At 42.4% G+C, this 20,385-nt stretch carries 13 protein-coding genes; 8 read left to right on the forward strand and 5 right to left on the reverse strand.

Translation table 11 applies throughout. The features are described from left to right. Positions 1–71 precede the first annotated feature (71 nt). From JMW39_RS05045 to JMW39_RS05065, 5 genes are all read left to right on the forward strand, one after another. Positions 72–1,085, forward strand: a complete 1,014-nt coding sequence (locus tag JMW39_RS05045) for a CheR family methyltransferase (protein WP_201544478.1) — start codon at positions 72–74, stop codon at positions 1,083–1,085. Positions 1,086–1,115: 30 nt separating this feature from the next. Continuing rightward, the gene (locus tag JMW39_RS05050; protein WP_201544480.1) at positions 1,116–8,204 is read left to right on the forward strand and encodes an Hpt domain-containing protein; all 7,089 of its coding nucleotides are present in this window, start codon (positions 1,116–1,118) and stop codon (positions 8,202–8,204) included. Continuing rightward, positions 8,194–9,231 carry a chemotaxis protein CheB gene (locus JMW39_RS05055; protein ID WP_201544482.1) on the forward strand — a complete coding sequence of 346 codons (1,038 nt, stop codon included), beginning with the start codon at positions 8,194–8,196 and terminating at the stop codon, positions 9,229–9,231. The genes JMW39_RS05050 and JMW39_RS05055 overlap by 11 nt, the downstream gene beginning before the upstream one ends. Further along, complete coding sequence (locus JMW39_RS05060) at positions 9,228–9,731, forward strand: hypothetical protein (protein WP_201544484.1); 504 nt, start codon at positions 9,228–9,230, stop codon at positions 9,729–9,731. Before JMW39_RS05055 ends, JMW39_RS05060 begins: the two co-directional genes overlap by 4 nt. Positions 9,732–9,929: 198 nt before the next feature. Further along, positions 9,930–10,457, forward strand: a complete 528-nt coding sequence (locus JMW39_RS05065) for a cytochrome b (protein ID WP_201544486.1) — start codon at positions 9,930–9,932, stop codon at positions 10,455–10,457. Positions 10,458–10,584: 127 nt separating this feature from the next. Here JMW39_RS05065 and minE read toward each other — a convergent pair whose 3' ends face one another. The 5 genes from minE to JMW39_RS05090 all read right to left on the reverse strand — a co-directional run bounded on the left by minE (position 10,585) and on the right by JMW39_RS05090 (position 15,441). Next, on the reverse strand, positions 10,585–10,875 hold the full coding sequence (gene minE / locus JMW39_RS05070; RefSeq protein ID WP_201544488.1) for a cell division topological specificity factor MinE: 291 nt from the start codon (positions 10,873–10,875) through the stop codon (positions 10,585–10,587). 2 nt (positions 10,876–10,877) lie between these two features. Beyond that, entirely contained in the window at positions 10,878–11,690 is an 813-nt protein-coding gene (gene minD, locus JMW39_RS05075) for a septum site-determining protein MinD (protein ID WP_201544490.1), read from the reverse strand. A gap of 445 nt (positions 11,691–12,135) precedes the next feature. After that, positions 12,136–13,014 carry a septum site-determining protein MinC gene (gene minC, locus JMW39_RS05080; RefSeq protein ID WP_201544492.1) on the reverse strand — a complete coding sequence of 293 codons (879 nt, stop codon included), beginning with the start codon at positions 13,012–13,014 and terminating at the stop codon, positions 12,136–12,138. 109 nt (positions 13,015–13,123) lie between these two features. Next, positions 13,124–14,218 (reverse strand): hypothetical protein, encoded by a 1,095-nt coding sequence (locus JMW39_RS05085; RefSeq protein ID WP_201544494.1) that lies wholly within the window; start codon positions 14,216–14,218, stop codon positions 13,124–13,126. Positions 14,219–14,442: 224 nt separating this feature from the next. Then, positions 14,443–15,441, reverse strand: a complete 999-nt coding sequence (locus JMW39_RS05090) for an acyltransferase (protein ID WP_201544496.1) — start codon at positions 15,439–15,441, stop codon at positions 14,443–14,445. Positions 15,442–16,002: 561 nt separating this feature from the next. Here JMW39_RS05090 and JMW39_RS05095 point away from each other — a divergent pair. The 3 genes from JMW39_RS05095 (at position 16,003) to JMW39_RS05105 (ending at position 20,354) form a co-directional block, all read left to right on the forward strand. Beyond that, positions 16,003–16,656 (forward strand): OmpA family protein, encoded by a 654-nt coding sequence (locus JMW39_RS05095; protein WP_201544498.1) that lies wholly within the window; start codon positions 16,003–16,005, stop codon positions 16,654–16,656. 287 nt (positions 16,657–16,943) lie between these two features. Next, entirely contained in the window at positions 16,944–18,398 is a 1,455-nt protein-coding gene (locus tag JMW39_RS05100) for an imelysin family protein (protein ID WP_201544500.1), read from the forward strand. Positions 18,399–18,695: 297 nt separating this feature from the next. Beyond that, entirely contained in the window at positions 18,696–20,354 is a 1,659-nt protein-coding gene (locus JMW39_RS05105) for a di-heme oxidoredictase family protein (protein ID WP_201544502.1), read from the forward strand. Positions 20,355–20,385: the final 31 nt, after the last annotated feature.

Below are 20,385 nucleotides of genomic sequence, written 5' to 3' on the forward strand. Positions count from 1 at the left end.
ATTGAAATGTTAACCAAATAGTTGCTCTAGTCGTTATCTTACTTAGGGCAACTCTATTAATAGCAGGTCACATGAATAATCATATTAAAAAATTCAGTCCTATCCTTCATAAAGCTGACGCTCTAGCAGCAGAGGCTTTAAAAGATAATGCTGCTTTTGATACCGAGCAATGGCAACGTTATATAGAGCAAGAGATTGGCTTCATATTACCGAATGTCCAGCGTAGATGGTTGATCAATGCCATCACGCAAACAGCAGTAGATTATGGTTTGACTATCATACAGCTATGGAATCAGTTGCCCATTAATTTTGAGCTGCGTCAGCAATTATTGGATAAAGTGCTGATTCATGAAAGTCGCTTTTTTCGCCATCAACCTTCTATCGAGTTTGTCACTGATTATGCTTTGCAGTATCAGAGACAGCAGCTAATTGATGATAGTGTCAGTAGTCATACTGCTACAGGACTTGCTAATAATAGTGATAATATTAGCGATGATATCAGCGCTGATGAGTCGTTTCGTATTTGGAGCGTCGGCTGTGCTAGCGGGCAAGAAACTTGGTCGCTGGCAATGAGTTTGGCTGCAAAGCAGCTGACCAATTACAGCATATTGGGTACCGACGTCAGTAAGCAAGCATTAAAAAAAGCCCGCTTAGGGCAGTATGAGCAAAAGCAGCGAGATTTAATTCCCTCACAATGTCAGCAGTTTATCCAACCATTGCACCCAGTAAGCGGGGTTGGAAACTTACATTTTTCTCCCGTTGCCACTAAAAAAACGATGGAAAACAGTGCTCTTACAAACTGGCAGGTGATGCCAGCTTTAAAACAGCATGTGCGCTTTGCTTTGCACAACATTATTGATAAAGAACCGCCTACGCCGCATTTACAACAAGTGATTGTCTGCCAAAATATGCTGCTCTATTTTCGTAAGTTTGATCAGCGCGACATTTTGGCACGGCTATCAGAACAGTGTGCGCTAGGTGGTTATATTATATTGGCTCCAGGTGAGGCGTTATTTTGGCGTCCTTCAAACATGCGCCGTATTGCGCACCCACAGATTAATGCGTGGCAAAAAATCAGTGCCTAAATTAACACCTAGACGAGTTAGGATACATCTATGAAGAACCAGCCCAATGACATGGTGACGTTTGAGTGGTTATTACCACTGTTTAATCAGCAATTATCACAAGTAGCTGATGGCTGGCAATTAGGTGAAAAAAGCGCTGATTATGAAGAGATAGCAAAGAGCTATCATCAGATTGGTGGCGCTTTAACCATGATTAACTTGCCTGCCTTGGCAAGCTTAGCCAACAAGCTAAGTTTGTTAGCAGCGGGTGGTTTTGATTCAAAAGCAGATCTTAAAGATAACCCTGAAATAGATGTTGAAGCTAGATTAGGTACAGATAAAAACCGTATCGCTCAGATGGCTCATCGACTGCTGGCGCGTGAGATTGCCTACTATGCGCGTACAGGTGGCTACCATACTGTTTTGGTCAATAAAATCTCGTCGGAGTTAACGCAAGTCTTAACCCACTTTGATGTAGCGATGGATCATCTTGCATTGCTGCACGCTGAAGATGAGCATTCTACTAGCGCTCTAGATAACGAATACATTGATATTAATCTACCTGCTATTACAACAACGGCGAATTTAGACCGTGATCAATATCAGCAGTTGTTATTGGTTTGGCGTCAGCAAGTACAAGCATTGCTAGCAGCTAACAGCAATACTTCTTCGATATTGGCTGTTTTAGAAAAGGTCAGTCGCTATTTATGGCAAACCACAGCAGATACAGATTTACAGCGTCTTTGGTATTTGACTGAAACTTGGCTACATGACCTAGCTCATAATGACAGCCCGTTACCTAAGCATTATGCTGGGTTATTAAGTCAGTTAGATACGCTGATAGAGTCCTGCGCGCATCAAAACCAGATATTGAGTAGTGTTATTAATAACTCAATAGAAAATATTTATATTGAGTTAAGTAGCCTTGTTACTCATAGCGAACAGTCTCAAGCTATCCTGCATCACGTGTCGCAGTTAGATACGGAGTCACGTTTTTTACCTCGCGTATTAAGTAATATTGAAACCCTTATCTTTAACCTTGATAAATCTCATACTCTATTACAACCGCTACAACAAATAAGCAGTCAACTTGAGAGTCGTGGTTGGAAACTGTTTGCGTCACAAGCTAGCTCAATCTCAACTGATATAAAACAAAGTTTATCTACAGAAGCCGCATCGACGCAAGAATATACACAGCAACAGGGGCAAATTGAGCGTCGCCTCCAAGAGTTATATGATGCTATCTACAATACCGAGCAAGTTATTGCTAGTAAGATAGGAAATGCTGTTTCTTCTACTTCTCTATCTGGAGTTGTTGCTAAGAATGATTTTTCTAGTGTCGAAGGTTTGCAAGCAGAAACTAGCCGCCAAATTAATGCCAGTGATAAAGAGCTGCGTGAGTTACGTATTGCGGTCGAAGACCTCAAACAAGGCTTTAGTGATTATATTCAACGCCAGCAGCTAGAGCTATTATCAAACTCGGCAGATTTTAATAAAATTAGCCAAGCCTTTGATAGTATGGGATTGCCAGAAATTGGTCAAACGACAGATAAAATAGCCGATATATTTGAACAATTAAACACCCATGAAATTAACGTGCTCAGCTGGGATGTCACTGAAGCGTTGGCAGAAGGTTTAACTTCTATTGAGCTATTACTCGATTATTTGGCGCAGCAAGTGCAAGTTTTCGATCAATCCTTATTAGAACAAGCAAATACCTATATTGATAAAGCGAATACATTGCTTAGTGGCTATATCGACGCGCCTGAAACGATTAATGATACTTTTTTGACCCAGAAACTGGCTGCAAATGATGTACTGCGCTACGACGATAGCGGTGAAATTGCACCTAGTATTAATGATGACGGCGTTATTGACTTAGTTTTAGAAACTGAGGTTGATAGCGATGATAATGATAACGCCAATAATCTTAATGACTCTAGTAGCAATGATAAAACAGAAAGCGCTGTGTTATTAAATGCTCGTAGTCAGCTTAAGCCTGATAACTTTGATATTGATGAAGATATTCGTGAGATTTTTATCGAAGAGGTTACAGAGGTTGTTGCTGATTTAGAAGACTTCTTACCAATTTGGCAGCAAGATGCGCAAGATTTGACGCCATTAACAGAAGTACGCAGAGGATTCCATACCTTGAAAGGTTCAGGGCGTATGGTTGGCGCTTTTAGCATCAGTGAGATGGCATGGTCTATTGAGAACCTGCTTAATCGTTTGCTAGACAAAACACTGCCAGTGACCGATGAAGTCGTCGAATTGGTCATAGAAACCACCAAACGTCTACCAATGATGCTTAATGACTTTGAAGCACAGAAATCACCAAGCTTTGATCCTGCGATTACGCTTGTACAAAGCAATAATTTAATGAACCAGCAACCTATTAATACGGGGTTAGAAAAATCCGAAGTAATATCTTCTATAGCTGATATTGAGAAAGACAGTTCTTTAATAGAAGAAACTCTATTGTCAGATGAAGCAAGCTTAGACATTGAGGAAATAGATAGCCCATATACAGTTGATGGCGTGAACCACGCTGTGCAAGATACTGAAAAAAGTATTTCTAACTCATTAACAGGGTTAGAAATACCTGCTGCATTGCAACCATTTATGTTAGCAGCCCAGCCGTTGCCGATGGATGCTGACGATGCCGATCCTGATATTAAAGAGATATTTTTAGAAGAAGCCAATGAGGTCTTAGAGGAAATCGTTCCTTTATATGAGCATTGGCAGCTTACTCCTGATGACCTAAGTCAGTTAACTGATATTCGTCGCGGTTTCCATACCTTAAAAGGTTCGGGGCGTATGGTCGGCGCTAATACCAGTGCTGAGCTGGCGTGGTCGACAGAAAATATGCTTAACCGTATTTTAGACAATAGCATTACAGCTTCGACTGATATCCAGCAGCTTATCGGTGATGTATTAGCCGCTTATCCTGCATTGTTGACTATCTTTGAAAATAACAGCCAAGATTACCCTACTATCATGCCGTTATGGGTCGCGTGTGCTCAGGCTTATAGCAAGCAGCTTGGTGATGAGTTCAGTTACCCTGCATTGTACCAACAATTACTAAGCAATCCTGCACAGTCTTCTGAATCAAGCACAAATCAAAGTGCTCAGGATGGTTTTGCTGATGAGAGCAACGCTGACCACAGTAATATTGAGAATCTCGATAACACCGATAAAATTGACAGCATGTTGCAAACCATTCATTCAGTAAATGAAAAAATGGCAGAAGCCCCGATTGTTTTGACGCCACAAACTGAAGAAGAACAAGCCTTTTTTGATATTTTCATTGAAGAAGCAGAAGAGTTGTTAGAAAGTATTAACGACTTTGTTATTCGTCATCAGGATGAGCCTTTTGTTGCGGTGAGTGATGAGATTGTGCGGGCGTTTCACACCTTGAGGGCAGCGTCTGGCTCTAGCGCATTGACAGCGATTAGTGATGTTGGCGCGACGATAGAGCAAAGTTTAGAGCAGCTGCAGCAGCAAGATACGCCAATGAATGCTCAGCATTTAAAAGCCCTTGCTCAGTCTGTGACACTTATTGAGGGCTATTTAGATAATTATAAACTGGATAACTATAAGCAAAACGTTCAAGAGCAGGATGTTTCGTTAGAAGATATGCAAAGTCAGCAAGACATCGCCTCTTTGCAAGACATCGCCTCTTTGCAAGCCATGCTTGGTGAGCAGTATGGCATCAACGATAATGAGGTCATAGCTGATGATAAGCCAACGATAAACCAATTGTTGGATGATAATATCAATGAATTACTAGATGCGGAATGGCAGCTAGAAGCCGCCTTTGAGCAGCCAGACCGTGAGCAAGTTAAAGCTTATATAGCGCAGCAAATTTCACAAATAAAACATTTGACCAGCAAGACTCAAGATTTCCCGAAATTTACCACCATTCTCAACGAGCTGGGTAATGCTTATGCTTATTTAAGCCATCATCCCGAGAAGTCTCGTGATAGTGATATCCAAGCTATCTTACTCGCAGGACATGCGCAGTTAGTCGGTTTATTTGATGCTTTAGCAGGTAGCACCTCGTTAAAAATTGATGAGCAAGTGCTACAGCAATTACAAAGTATTTCTCAAGGCGACGACAATACTGATGAAGTGGTTATTAAAGATCTAGACATTCATACGGATTCAGAGGCTAATGCTAGCGTACAGAGTATCGCTGCATCAGAGCTTGAGCTTGAGACCATTGATACCGATATCGAGCTGCTAGAAATATTTTTGGAAGAAGCACAAGAGCTTGATGATGCGCTTAATGATAGCTTTAGTAAATGGCGTGCTGACATCAGCAATATTAATACTTTAAAAGTCTTGCAACGTCACCTACATACCATCAAAGGTGGCGCACGTATGGCAGGTATCCGTAGTATTGGTGACCTGACCCATGAGGCTGAAAATATTTATGAAGCATTTGTAGAAAAAAGACGAGTGCCAACTGCGCAGTGGCTTGAGATTATGCAAGTCGTACAAGACACACTGTCACTGCAAGTAGCGCACATTGTCCGCTATCAACAATCGTTTCTTACGCCTGAGCTGATTAAGCAGCTGCAGCACTTTGAAAAGGCAACCGTACTTCCAGAGATCGTAAAACTTATTGTGCCGATGCCAAAAAATCATGTTGAGGCTGACACGAAAATACTGGCCGATGAGTATACCCATCGTATAGAAAAAACCACAGATAGCTTAAATCTAGATAGAATCATTCAGCAATCATGGGCAAATGGCTTGCCAGATCCTGATATCTTGGAAGTATTCTTAGAAGAAGCAGAAGCACTGACCAACCGTAACGAATACCTGCAGCTATTTTTAAGTGATGCGGGCGATATGGTCGCATTACAGGCGCTACAGCGTGACTTGCACACCCTTAAAGGTGGCGCACGTATGGTTACCGCAAGTGGTATTGCGAATCTTGCCCATGAAATGGAATCTGTTTATACCGACTTTGTCGATCGTCGCCGTCCTGCTACCAAAAAAGTCTTAGAGCTTTTGGTTGCTTGTCATGATTGGCTGGCAGATGCCGTGTTCATTTTATCGCAGCAGGTGAATCCGCCAACCCCTGATTTATTGATTGAAGCATTACAGCAGTTTAGTAAAAATCCAGATAGTTTAAAGCAAATACCAAAAGAGTCATTGCAACCGCAGCGTGACGCCATTCTTTTGGCGAAAGAAAAGCAAGAATCGACCTATATTCAAAAGGATATTAGTGAGATGCCACTGATGGTGGCTGATACTGCTGAGCAAGAACAGAACACCAATAATAATGAGATGATTCGTATCTCAGGTGGCCTGATTGAACACATGATTAATCTATCGGGCGAGTCGGCGATTAACCGTGCACGTATCGATATGGGTATGAGTAGCTTGACCAATAGTATTGAAGAGATGGGCATGACCGTACAACGTTTGGCGGATCAGTTACGCCGAATGGAGATTGAGCTTGAAGCGCAGATTTTATCTCAAATTGATGACGAATTGGTCAATCATGAAGGCTTTGATCCTCTAGAGATGGATCAGTATTCTTCGTTGAATCAGTTGTCAAAATCTTTGACAGAATCGGCGTCGGATTTGGTTGATATTAACCATACTTTATTAGAAAAAACCCGCGATAGTGAAAGTCTGTTGCTACAGCTATCGCGCACGCAAACTGAGCTGCAAGATGGCTTGATGAACTCGCGTATGGTGCCGTTTACGCGTCTGACGCCAAGGCTTGAGCGTATCGTACGTCAGACAGCCAACGAGCTTAATAAGTCGGTTGAGCTAAAGATTATCAATGCTGATGATGAAATGGATAGAACCATTTTAGAGCGCATTACCTCGCCGCTTGAGCACATGTTACGTAATGCTGTCGATCATGGGATTGAAACGGTTGCAACGCGCCTAGAGGCGGGCAAAGAGCGTAGTGGACAAATTACTTTAGAGATACTGCGCGAAGGTAGTGAAATCATTATCCAATTAACCGATGATGGGCGCGGAATTGATGTAGAGGCGGTACGTGATAAAGCTGTTTCTCAAGGTTTGATTGATGCAGAAGATACCTCGCTAAGCGACCTTGATATCATGCAGTACATCTTCAATGCCGGTTTAACTACCAGTAAGCAAGTCACGCAAATATCAGGTCGCGGTGTCGGAATGGACGTTGTGATAAGTGAAATTCGTCAGCTAGGTGGGTCAGTATCAGTGGTATCAGAGCTTGATAAAGGCTCTCGCTTTACGATGCGTGTGCCACTTACCGTTGCCGTCTCTGATGCTTTGGTAGTACGCGCCGCAGACCGTTACTATGCGATACCACTGGTACAGATTGAGCGTGTTGTGCGTATCAATCCAGAAAAGATTTATGACTATTATCAATCAGGCGCTGCCACGCTTAATTTTGAAGATACCGATTATCGTGTTCGTTATTTAAATGAGATTTTATCTGGTAATAAGTTAAATGAGCTGGTCGTCAATACCAATACCAGCGTGCCACTTATCATTATCAAAAACCGTAGTGGACAGAATATGGCGCTACAGGTCGATCAAATCGCTGGCTCGCGTATTGAAGTGGTGGTAAAACCTTTGGGGCAACAGTTCTCGAATTTATCAGGTATTTCAGCGGCGACCATCATGGGTGACGGTTCGGTAATGCTTATCCTTGATTTGATTGCATTGATGCGTAATGCCTCTTTAGTGAAAGAAGTAGTAAAACCTGCGCTTACAGGGCGCAGTAGCACAGAGTCTAAAGCCACTATCTTAGTGGTCGATGACTCGGTCACAGTACGAAAAGTCACCTCACGTTTCTTGGAGCGTCAAGGTTTCAACGTGGTACTTGCCAAAGATGGTATCGATGCGCTTGAGATTCTACAAGAGACAACGCCAGACTTGATGCTACTCGATATCGAGATGCCGCGCATGGATGGTTTCGAAGTCGCAACCCAAGTCCGCCATAATAAACGTTTGCAACATCTGCCTATTATTATGATTACCTCGCGTACGGGTGAAAAACATCGTGAGCGTGCGCTTGAGATTGGAGTTAATGACTATATGGGCAAGCCTTTCCAAGAAAATCAGCTGCTTAGTAAGATTGAAACTCTATTGGGTAAAGAGGCTAGCCTAGTCAATGAAGGATAGTTTAAGCGCGATGACGCTAAAAGATAAACATAAAAGCGATATCAAAGTGCTGGTGGTCGCAGAAGACCATCAGCAGCGTATGGCTTTTTCTGATACGGTGCGTAGTTGTGGTTTACAGCTGGTCGACTGCGTATCACGGGTACAGTTGCAAGAAAAACTCAAAAGCTATGCAGCGCCTATAGATATTTGGTTAATCGACGATGATTACGATAATGATATGGCGCTAGCGACAGCCGCTTCCAAACCTACCGCCGTTTTAGTAGGTTTTAGTAAAGCACCGTATCTCAATGAGGCACAGCAGTATGCCAAGTGGCAGCGTAAACTAAAGCGTAAGCTTGCTCAAATGCTGTCTTTACCCATGCTAGTTGATAAGATCCCATATGAGAAAAATACTGCCTATGAAAATGAAGCCAATGACTGGCATTATGTGGTATTTTTAGGTGCTTCTATGGGTGGGCCTAGTGCGGTCAAAGAGTTTTTAGACCATTTGTCACCCGTACTACCTGTGAGTATTTTATTAGCTCATCATTTTAATCAAACGATGATTAGTACCTTACCGCGTATATTAAATCGCCATAATGAGTGGCGTTGTCAGATGATTACCTCCTCGCAGCGCCTGCGTGCTGGTCAATGTTTGATTGTACCGATTGATAAACAAATAGTTTGCGATTCAACTGGGCGTATCATTTTATTGGATCAAGCGTGGGAGGGCGACTATAAACCTGCTATTGGTCAAATTCTTAAAAATACTAGCGATGTTTATGGCAGTGAGCTTATCAATATTATCTTTTCCGGTATGGGTAACGATGGTACGCAGTATCTGGATTTAATCCAAGATAATGACAGTCAATTGTGGGCGCAAGACCCAAGTCTAAGTACTTGCCCAAGTCAGCCCCAAGCGATTATTGATTCAGGGTATTGTCAGTTTGTCGGTACCCCCACCGCATTAGCAGAAAGACTTACCGATTATATTGCTGAAAAGGCGGCAAGCGCCTCTTCGGATTCATTTATTGTGAGCGACTTATGAAACAGATTTTAAAGCATTCGTTTGAGGCAGTGAGCTTACTGACCACCAATAATGGTATGCTCGATGTGACGATTGTTCCTGCTGTTGACCAACCGGACTGGATTATTCCTAGCAGTTTAATTTTGAGTGTCGATGAATGTAGCGAACATACATGGAATTATGAATGGCAACAACAAGAAGTCGCTGTCTTCCATCTAATGCCGCGCCATCAAACGCCGGACAAAATGATTGTCTTAGAAGGTAATACCTCTGCGCACCGTATTGCGCTACAGACGGCAGGCGAGCTGCGCCAACTTCAGGCGCGTATCTCTGATGTCAAAGATATCGACCTGCCTGAGCATTTCATTAAAACAGATGACAAAATCGATGATGTTCAGGAACGCGTACAAGAAGATGTTGTGCTATCCTACCTATTTCAAACGGTTATGATTGATAACACGCTATACATGGTGCCGGATTTGGATAAAATCGCCCATCAATTGGTTGATTTAGACAGCTAATTTGCTCATGATTATATTGTTTAAAATAGTTTTTTATCTTCAGCCCTAAGATTGTTTAGGGTGTTTCTTTATCAGCCAATCGTTATTTAACAATATCAGTCTAGCAATATAAGTTTAACAATATCAGTCTAGCAGTATTAGTAAGCGTCAATTAGCACTTATGAGTACCAATGAACAATAGGGATGATAAAGTACACTATGAATAACATTAATTCGAATCTGACAAAGTGGTCGCTCGCTAGTCGAGTTTTTCATTGGATTAGCGCTATTTTATTACTGGTCACTTGGGTCATGATCCTTTTATATGACAATCTTGATAGTAAAGTTTATATTGGATTACATAAGGCATTTGGGGTCAGTTTATTGTTTTGGATGATTGCACGCGTCATCAATCGTATGTTTACTAAACCGCCGCCAGCAGTTGCTATGCCAAGATGGCAGATGCTACTCTCACAGTTATCACACTTTTTCTTATACGCCTTATTAATCGCGATGCCAACAGCAGGCCTACTGATGTCCGTCTATGGCGGTAGAGAAGTTGACATATTTGGCTTATTCCAAATTCCCGTATTTGTGACGCCAGATAGGGGCTTAGCTCGAATTTTTAATGATTGGCACACGGATATTTTATGGCCAATGATTATTGCCTTTACCGTGATTCATATTGGCGCCGCTTTATACCATCAGTTTATCAAAAAAGACAATCTTATGGCGCGTATAAAATAACGAGTTATACATAAAAAATAAGCATATAAAAAAGCCCTGAGTATATATGATACTTAGGGCTTTTCTTTATTGCAGTAAAAATATGAGTTTATCTATAATATAGTGAATACCTATAAAATAAATCAGTCTACTTTTTATGCTCAGGTAAACTGATATTCATCTCAAGTACATCTAAGCTGTCTTCAGAGCGATGGTTGATATTGACATCATCAATCTGCACACCGTTGACATACTTATTAACCACTTCTAGTATTTCACGTTTCATTTTTTCGATACGGTCAGCGGTTAGGCGATTATTTAAGCGATTTTCGCTTGCAACGATAACCTTTAGACGTTCAGTGGCCATATTGGCGCTGCCAGTGTTATTGCCGTCGTCAGTACCGAATAGGCTACTCCAAAATCCTTTTTTCTTACTCATTATTAACCCCCAAACCAGCGCTGTAGTAGACTCTTTTTCTTCACATCAATATGACGTAATGGTCGCTCTTCTCCTAAGAAACGGGCGACGATATCGTCATAACATTGACCTGCCACAGAGTCGGTATAATGAATCACTGGCTCACCATGGTTAGAAGCTTCAAGCACTGAATGACTCTCAGGAACTACGCCAAGTAACGGCACTTTTAGAATATCGTTAGAGATGGTATCGATATCCATCATCTCGTTAGCTGCTGCACGGTCAGCATTATAGCGGGTGATAATCAGATGCTCACGTACCGTTCCTTGATTTTCAATCACTTTTTTGGTTTGGCTTTGTAAGATACCAATAATACGGTCCGAGTCACGTACGGAAGAAATCTCAGGGTTGGTCACGATAATAGCTTCATCAGCATGATACATTGCCAGCTGCGCACCACGTTCGATACCAGCAGGTGAGTCACAGATGATATAGTCAAATTGCTTCGATAGCTCGTCCATAACCTCTGCTACGCCTTCGTCCGTCAACGCATCTTTATCACGCGTCTGACTGGCAGGCAGGATATATAGATTTTCCAGTTGCTTGTCTTTAACCAAGGCTTGCGATAGGCGTGCACTACCATTGATGACATCGACAAAGTCATAAACAATTCGATTTTCGCAGCCCATAATCAAGTCTAGATTACGTAAGCCTACATCAAAATCGATAACAACCGTCTTATAGCCACGTAATGCTAAACCGGCGGCAAAAGAAGCACTGGTTGTGGTTTTGCCCACACCGCCTTTACCCGAAGTGATTACAACAATCTTCGCCACAATGGCACACTCCTATGAATTGATGGGATATTTATTAGATAAAAAATTTTAGATGAAACAGCATGGATGTAAAGTAGCACAATTACTCGTCGTTTACCTAGCGTATATGTTCTATCTGCGAGCGTAAGCCTAGCATAAATATACAAAAACTTATAGCGAGTCTGTATTTGAGCACAAAAACAGCGGATACATAATATTTATGCTCGCTGTAAGTACAGATATTAAATAGTTAAAGAGCCATCTAATATTTGTGTTTGAAGCCCATATGTATAGTGTAGCGTAAATAGTGGCAGAGCTAAAAATTCATCATAGCGCAGTTTTGTTAAATAAACTTACCACACTATTAATCAAGCATTTCATAGGTCGAATGAGTCCCTATAACCCCGTTTATCTAAACTGATACCAATAAAACTGACTTTTAAGAAATTGTAACTTTATACACAGCTTAAGCGTTGTCCATGACGGTAAAGACCAAGCCTTCGCCTTCTAAATAACGCACTTCAACTGACTTATCAATCACATGTTCGGGTAGGTTGTCGCGTAAGCAATACGTACCAGCGACTGATACCAATGATGGGTTAAATACTTGGCAGAAAATACGCGCGTCTTTATCGCCAGTTGCGCCTGCGACTAAGCGACCTTGGGCACGACCATAAACATGTAAGTTATTGTCGGTAATGGCTTCAGCGCCGCTGTTGACACTATTGGTCAAAATCAAATCGCCGCCAACATGGTTGAGGCTTTGCCCTGAGCGCAGCATTTGATCATAGATGAGGCTGGTAATGTGCTCAGCGCTGATAAGCGTTTCAGCAGTCAAGGTGGTTTCGGCTACTTCAGGTATCGCGCTTGCTGCAACAGTTTGGTGTTCTGCTGTTGAGCCATTATTATCGGCAGTAGAGCTTGCAGAGTCGTTAGCAGGTGTCGACTGTGCGCTGTCTTTAGAGGTTGCTACTTGGCTCAGCTGAGTAGTGGCTTTTTTACTTGGTAAAATACGCTCGATACGCTTGCCATCAGCGGGGAATATCGCCAAGCGTAGCTCGCGTGCTTGGGCGTCAAGTAAACCAGTGACCACGCCGATAGGTTGCAAACCCCACGACCAAAGCAGCTCTACCAACGCCGATAAATCTTGCTCAACTTCACTGTCAATCAATACTGGGATATTGCTGTTCTTGTTACTGAGTGTGGTTTCAAGCTGACTGGCAATCGCCGTAAAATCATCGGTGCTAAACTGTACCCGTGAGAAGGTTAGCATCTTGCCATAAAAGGCTAAGGCTAGCGTGTTAGGTGAGGCTAGGGCTTGTTGGTCATTGTCTGAAATCGTCATAATATAAATCCTCAAAAATGGTCGTATTGCGCTGTTCAAGGTGCCGTTTTTGCCTCGGCATCTAGCATCAAAGTATGGCTAGCAAAAAATCTAATTCTTATTAAAAACACTATAAATTAAGCATGTCCTGATGCTTCCACTGCTGCACCTTTATTTGGGCTTCAAACTCATCCAAACCATCGGCGATAATGCTTGAAATTAATGTATCAAGCGCGCTGTTGTCGGTATCGATTTGAGCGACACCGCTGGCAATAGCGACCATCAAAGCGTCGATACGTTCGGCGTCAAGAAGACGCTCGTTAAGCGCATATACCACGTTTTTACCAATATTATGCCCGACATGCTGAAGCTGGGATTCAATTAAAGTACCAGCAATGGGTATCATACGCAGGTAGCGGCGTAGCTCAGGCGTATTGGCTAACCCTTCTTTAATGGCATTGCCCATTTCAGTGGCAATAATGGTGCCGCCGCCCGATGACTCGGTCATTGCTTGGAGTTTCGGTGCCAGCTCTTTACGCAATAGCGATAGCACCGCCGCCTCAATCTCGTTGCGATTGCGCGCGATGGTAGATTCAATAAATGATTTATGAGTGTTAGGATCGGTGAGCTGTTGCCGGAAAGTCTGAATGGTCGTTAAGATGACGCGGTCAGACAGCTCTTCTAAGAGTAAGTCGATATAAAAGTTAATGCGGTTAATCCACGGCTGTGGCAATACTTGATAACCCAACTGATATAATCGGCGTCCGATAATTACCGCGCGAAATAAACGCAGGGCGCGCAGCTGCGGAAAACAGCCTAACACTTCATACCAATGTACAAAAGGGAAAAAGAACCAGCGGTAATAGACCTTTTCTTTAATGGCAATCGCCCAGCGTAACAGTAGCTCTGCAATTAAGAATAGCGTAAAGAAACCGCCGGCTGTCCGCAACGAATCATGAATATGATTTTGATACCAGTTTAATGCTTCGCTCAGGCTCAACCACTGCGCTGTATTACTACTAAAATTACTCATCAAAATAGCGTCAATACTGATTAATAATAAATCAATACTGATGGCGATAATCATGACGATATCATAGGTCAGCTTCAAGCGATTGGGCTTGGGACGGTTTGGTCTTGGTGGCGTACTGTTCGATACGTCTGAGGACTGAATACATGTTGGCGTTGATTGTAGAGGCGCGCTGGTAGTAGAAGAGGCGGGCACAGTCATACCTTATTAAGTAGTAAATGGCATTAGTAGTGAATCGCTTTATGCCAATCACTACCAAATAAACAACGAGTTTTAATGGCTATTCACATTATCAATGAATCATGCCAAAAAACAAGCCATCTACCATTATAATTTGGTATTTTAGCCATTATCTTTTTACATAAAAATCAGTCGGCCATTTTAGCCGACTGAAAGAGTAGAGTGTTTTTCGTATTGTTTTAAGCTTGGTGCGTTTTATCAACCGCCACGTCATTAACCGCTTTGTCATTAACCACTGTGTCATTAAATTCAGCAAGCATCTCCGTGATGCGTTTGTCTTTTTGTCGCCAAATTTGCTCAACCCATTCAAACATTTGTGCCTTAACTGCGTCATCGTTTTCATAACCACCGTTTTGAATGCCAGTCGACAGCTCGTCAGGTATTTCAATATGGCGAACATCGACGCCTAAGCGTTTGATATTACCTTTCCACAAATCACCATAGCTTGGCACGCCGTCAGGGTAGACGATGGTCATATCTAAAATGCCATCGACATCAGCGCCCAAAGCATTAATCGCCAATGACAAACCACCAGCACGTGGTTTTAATAGATGAGTATAGGGTGAGTTTTGCTTATCGTGTTTTTCTTGAGTAAAGCGCGTGCCTTCTAAATAGTTTAACAAGGTAAAGGGTTTGTCTTTTAACAATGTACAAGCACGCTTGGCTTCTTCGATATCTTTACCTTGAAGCGCAGGGTTCTTAGCAACGGCTTCTTTAGAATGTCGGCGCATCATTGGGAAGTCCAAAAAGTAAAACGCCTGCCCAACGATAGGAATATAAATAAGCTCAAACTTAGTAAAAAAGCGGGTCAGTGGCAAGCGTTTTTCACTGATATATTGCACGATACTGGTATCCACCCATGATTGATGGTTACTAACGAGCAGGTATTTACCGTCCATATGGACATCGTCAGGTAGATGAATGCGCCAGTCTTTACGAGGCAAAATAGTATCGATTAACGCATTATTGCTGCTAATCCAATGATTGGCGATTTTAATCACCGTCTTGTCGGCGATAGGAGCGCCCGTAACGATTTTACCAACGCCCATTAGCCATAATGGAATGCTTCCACCAAAGCTATTCGCAGCGATTACCCCAGTTGCTGCCGCAAGCGACATGGCTTTTCCCAACTTTGGGGCTCGTGTATGTATTTTTTGCATAGCTGCGTTCAAGCGCATATCCAATCCCTTCCTGTTAATTTCACGAATCGTTCAGTCTTTCAAACTTTCTTTTTTTAATGGTTAGCTTTAGACCGCTAGTTTTGAATTATTCTTTTTCAGAGAACGTCAAAATGGTTTTTGATGCTGTAAAAATACTTTTAAAAATTAACGGTAGCCGAAACCTTATATAAGTTTGGTTGTTATGCTACTTATTATTATAAAATTCTCTCTTTACTCATTATTATACAGAGTGATTTTAGCAGAAAAAAATTAGAGTGTACGACTGTAAACGTGACTTGCGGTAACAAATTAGCCTTGTCAACCATCAACAACCTATCGACAGTTATGCACTTTCCATACATAGATGTGACAAAATATTACACACAAATGGATGGTAATTGCCATAATAATAACAAGTGTGGACAAACATCTAATCGATACTGTTTATTGATAATAATTATTGTACGACTAGTCATTTTCATAAACTAAGCACTTTGATAATAAACTAGTCACTTTGATAAGCAGTATTTATAAAAAGCAAATTTATCTATCGATCTTTTCAACTTCAGAGGACATATTATGCGTAATACATTAATGATTGCAGCAGTAGCATCAGGTTTGGCTCTAAGCGGTTGTGCCACTGATCCGTATACTGGTCAACAAACTATCAATAAGTCAGCACTTGGCGCATTAGCTGGTGCAGCTGGTGGCGCGACTATCTCAAAAGCAACAGGTGGTGACAAAACTGGTCGTGATGCTGCTATCGGTGCCGCATTAGGTGCCGGCGTTGGTTACTACATGGATCGTCAAGCCAAGCAACTTCAACAGCAAATGGCTGGTACTGGCGTGACGGTTACACCAAATGCTAACGGTAACATTGACTTGGTTATGCCAGGTAACATCACGTTCTCATTTGATGATGCTACTTTAAATAATTCATTTAAGCCAACGCTTGATAAGCTTGCATCTACGATGAATGAGTACAACCAAAACACCATTACTATTGCTGGTCATACTGACAGTAAAGGTGCTGATGCTTACAATATGGATTTGTCACGTAAACGCGCTTATGCCGTAGCGAACTATTTAAGTGCTCGCGGCGTGGCTTCTAACCGTATCAATGTAGTCGCTTATGGCGAGTCGCGTCCAGTTGCTGATAACAACAGTGAATATGGTCGTCAGCAAAACCGCCGTGTTGAGCTAACCGTTAACGCACCAAATAGCGTTCGTTAATCAATATTGAATGACTTCAGATAAAGAACATTATATAAGAGAGACCAGCGCACAGCTGGTCTTTTTTTTGCTTAAAATTTGTTCAATCTTTTAAATTTATATTTGATAATAGTTATCAATAACATTATAATTCGCAGGTATTAAATTCTGCCAGCACGTAACGATATTGTGAAATCAAGATTTTTACTCTGAACAATATCTGCTACTTACCTTGCTAAATTTTCTCCTTCTAATTCTCTAAACTTCTACTTTGCTATTTTATCTAGTGTATCTCATCGAGGACGTGTATGAATATCAGCCCAGCGACAAGCCGTAAAATTTTACCGACTACTTTAGCTGCTGCACTGGCAGGAATGCTAATGCTCTCAGGTTGTAGCAAACAGTCTGATGACACTGCAAATACGGCTGCACAAACTGACACGCAAGGGGCAGAAAATACCGCTACTACAACCTCTTCAGCTGCCGCCCAAGCTCATATTGATCGTCTGCTGATTAGCTATGCTGATATGGCGCACGCTGCCTATAAAGATTCTTTAGAAACCGCCAAACTTTTACAAACGGCAGTTAATACTTATCTAGAAACGCCGACCCAAGCCAATCTTGATGCCGCCAAAGATGCGTATAAAGCAGCGCGCCAGCCTTATTCGCAGACTGAAATATTCCGCTTTGACGAAGGCTTTGTGAGCGCTAATGATAAACGAGCGCTAGCTAGTATTGATGGCTGGGAAGGGCAGGTAAATGCTTGGCCGCTTGATGAAGCGTTGATTGACTATGTGAGTGACAGTTATGAGGGCGAATATAACAGTAAAGACAATATTATCAATAGTGACAGCATTACGGTTGGTAGCATAAAGCAAGATACCAGCACCATTACGCCTGAGTTATTGGCTGAGATGAGTGAGATTGGTGGCAGTGAAGCAAATGTTACGACCGGCTATCATGCGATTGAGTTTCTGCTGTGGGGTCAAGATACCAATGGCGTCGGTGAAGGCGCAGGTAAGCGTCCGGTAAGCGACTATATAACGACCGATGGCGAATGTACCAATGGGGACACTACCAATACAGATGCCAGTATTTGTGAGCGCCGTGGGCAGTATTTAAAAGCGGTTACTCAATTATTGGTTGATGATTTAACCGCGATGGAAGCTGAGTGGCAACCTGATAGCGAAAACACTTTACGTAGTGACATGATGGCACGTAAAGATAAAAATGGTCTGCGTCAAATCATGTATCAAATGGGCAGTTTAGCGCTTGGTGAGCTGGCATCTGAGCGCATACAAGTGGCCTTTGTCACCGGCTCTACAGAAGATGAGCACGAATGCTTTAGTGATTTGACCCATTTAAGCTACGCCAATAATGCCCGCGGTATCCAAAATATATTTAATGGCAGCTATAAAACCGTCGCTGGCAAGACAGTCGGCGGATACGGCGTTAAAAATTATCTTATTGATACCGGTAATACAGAAGCGGCTGATAAGCTCGCGGCTGACTTTGCCAAAGTAGAAGCAGCCTTTAAAGTGATTGTTGATAAAGGCGAAAAAGAAGGTATCAAGGTCGATCAAATGATTGCCACAGTAGGACAAGCAAGCAAGCATGGTATTTCTGCTGAAGAGCAAAATAAACGCCGTGGTTGGATTGAAAGCAGTATCACAAGCTTACAAGAGCTGACCGCTGGTATCGAAAATGCGGCAAAAGCCGTTGGTATTGACAACCTAGACGCCGATGCAGGCTCACAGTTTTAAGCTAGCGCCTATTGAATAGTATTAATTGCTAGTGTTTCTTTAGCTATTTTTATACTGGCTTTTATGTGCCTGATAAGTCGCTATAAGTTAATGAGAATTATTTTCATAGAAAAATAATTTAGGTATAATAAACACGTTGTCGACCGCTGTTGGCAGCGTGTTTTTTTATAGCCTATTAAAATAGTCAGATAGGTCAGGGCGCAGCAAATACTTATCGAATAGAAATGCCTATCGATTAAAAGTGAAAAAATTATAGCACGCGTTTTTAATGGTTCTATACCAGAACTAAGGTCCCTTATGAGCAGCAGTAATGTGTTAACCTCCAAACAATCTATCGCGTCTTATTATTCTTTGATATTTAACAGCTCGCCATTGAGGCTATCGCTAGGGATAGCATGTGCTCTCTCATTAAGCGCTTGTCAGCCGAGCGATAATGTTGCTAATCCTGCTGATGATAGCAAGACCCAAGAAAGCAGCCATTCGCAAAATATAACTTCTGAACGTCTGCAGACTATTGAAGCTTTAGCTGGCGTACCGATGCAGCAGCTTGCCAGTTTTGATGCGCAAGAGATTAAGCAAGGCGGCGATACCGGTATTAGTATCACCACTAGCGAAAGCTACTCTAAGCCTTCATCAAACATCACCGCTTCACGCAAAGGCTCTTTCTTTATCGGCAATGCGTTTTTTAGGCAACCTTGGGTAGTTGCGCCAGCCAGTACCGATAGTCGTGATGGTCTTGGGGCTTTATTTAACGTGGCTGCCTGTCAATCGTGTCACATCAAAGACGGTCGCGGTCATGCGCCAATGAGTAGTGAAGATGATGCCGATAGCTTGCTGATTCGTCTCGCTATGCCTGCGACCACCGATGAGCAGCGCCAAAAATTAAAAGATTCCTTGATAGAGAAAGTTGTACATCCTATATATGGCGGTCAATTGCAAGACCGCGGTATTCAAGGCGTTCCTGCTGAAGCGCGCATTGCGGTACAGTGGACAGATAAACCCGTCACCTTTGCTGATGGTCATGTCGAGACGTTACGAGCGCCGACCTTTAATTTAACCAAGCCTGGTTATGGTGGATTTGATGATGAGCTGATGGTGTCGCCGCGCGTTGCCTTACCGATGATTGGGCTTGGGCTACTCGAGCAAATTCCAGACGAAGCTATTAAAAAACAAGCAATCAAGGCAAATAACGCTAATAGCGACATTAGTGGCAAATTTAATATGGTGCTGGATCCGCAAACGGGTAAAGTGGCATTAGGACGCTTTGGCTGGAAAGCTGGGCAAACCAAACTGATTACTCAAAACCAAAGTGCGTTTAATGAGGATATGGGTTTGACCTCGAATATCCGTCCGCATGAATCCTGCATGCCGACGCAGACCGCTTGTATGAATGCGACAACTGGTGCTGATGAGCAAGGTAATGGCAAGCCGCCTATCGAAGTCAATGATGAAGTAGCAAAATTCGTCGAATTTTATACCCGTAACCTAGCCGTGCCGCATCGCCGCAATGCTAATGACAAGCTAGTACTGGCGGGCAAAAAACGCTTTTATGATATGGGCTGTCAAAGTTGCCATACGCCGCGTTATCAGTTGCCAAAAACCGACGATGACCATCTTGAGCAGCATGGGCAAGTGATTTATCCTTATACGGATTTATTGTTACATGACATGGGAAATGATCTTGCTGATCGTACCATTGCTGGCAAGCTACCATCAAAAGATTTACAAGTTGAGTTTTTAGCCAATTCTTATGAATGGCGTACTCCTGCATTATGGGGTATTGGGCTTGCGCAAACCGTTGATTCACAAGCGACATTTTTACATGATGGGCGTGCCCGTACGCTGATGGAAGCGGTACTTTGGCATGGCGGCGAAGCGGAAAAGCAGAAACAAAAAGTGCTTAAGCTTGATAAACAAGGGCGTAGTGAATTGAATGCGTTCTTAAAGTCATTATAAAAGTAAGATGATGAGCTTTAAAACCCATTTA

This window comes from Psychrobacter immobilis (assembly GCF_904846175.1).
GTDB classification, from domain to species: Bacteria; Pseudomonadota; Gammaproteobacteria; order Pseudomonadales; family Moraxellaceae; genus Psychrobacter; species Psychrobacter immobilis_E.

Bases quoted from the DNA above. Each gene is read 5' to 3' on its own strand.
- JMW39_RS05055 (WP_201544482.1), top strand. From the start codon at position 8,194: ATGAAGGATAGTTTAAGCGCGATGACGCTAAAAGATAAACATAAAAGC.
- JMW39_RS05105 (WP_201544502.1), top strand. From the start codon at position 18,696: ATGAGCAGCAGTAATGTGTTAACCTCCAAACAATCTATCGCGTCTTAT.
- JMW39_RS05060 (WP_201544484.1), top strand. From the start codon at position 9,228: ATGAAACAGATTTTAAAGCATTCGTTTGAGGCAGTGAGCTTACTGACC.
- JMW39_RS05095 (WP_201544498.1), top strand. From the start codon at position 16,003: ATGCGTAATACATTAATGATTGCAGCAGTAGCATCAGGTTTGGCTCTA.
- minE (WP_201544488.1), bottom strand. From the start codon at position 10,875: ATGAGTAAGAAAAAAGGATTTTGGAGTAGCCTATTCGGTACTGACGAC.
- minC (WP_201544492.1), bottom strand. From the start codon at position 13,014: ATGACGATTTCAGACAATGACCAACAAGCCCTAGCCTCACCTAACACG.
- JMW39_RS05045 (WP_201544478.1), top strand. From the start codon at position 72: ATGAATAATCATATTAAAAAATTCAGTCCTATCCTTCATAAAGCTGAC.
- JMW39_RS05065 (WP_201544486.1), top strand. From the start codon at position 9,930: ATGAATAACATTAATTCGAATCTGACAAAGTGGTCGCTCGCTAGTCGA.
- JMW39_RS05050 (WP_201544480.1), top strand. From the start codon at position 1,116: ATGAAGAACCAGCCCAATGACATGGTGACGTTTGAGTGGTTATTACCA.
- JMW39_RS05090 (WP_201544496.1), bottom strand. From the start codon at position 15,441: ATGCGCTTGAACGCAGCTATGCAAAAAATACATACACGAGCCCCAAAG.
- JMW39_RS05100 (WP_201544500.1), top strand. From the start codon at position 16,944: ATGAATATCAGCCCAGCGACAAGCCGTAAAATTTTACCGACTACTTTA.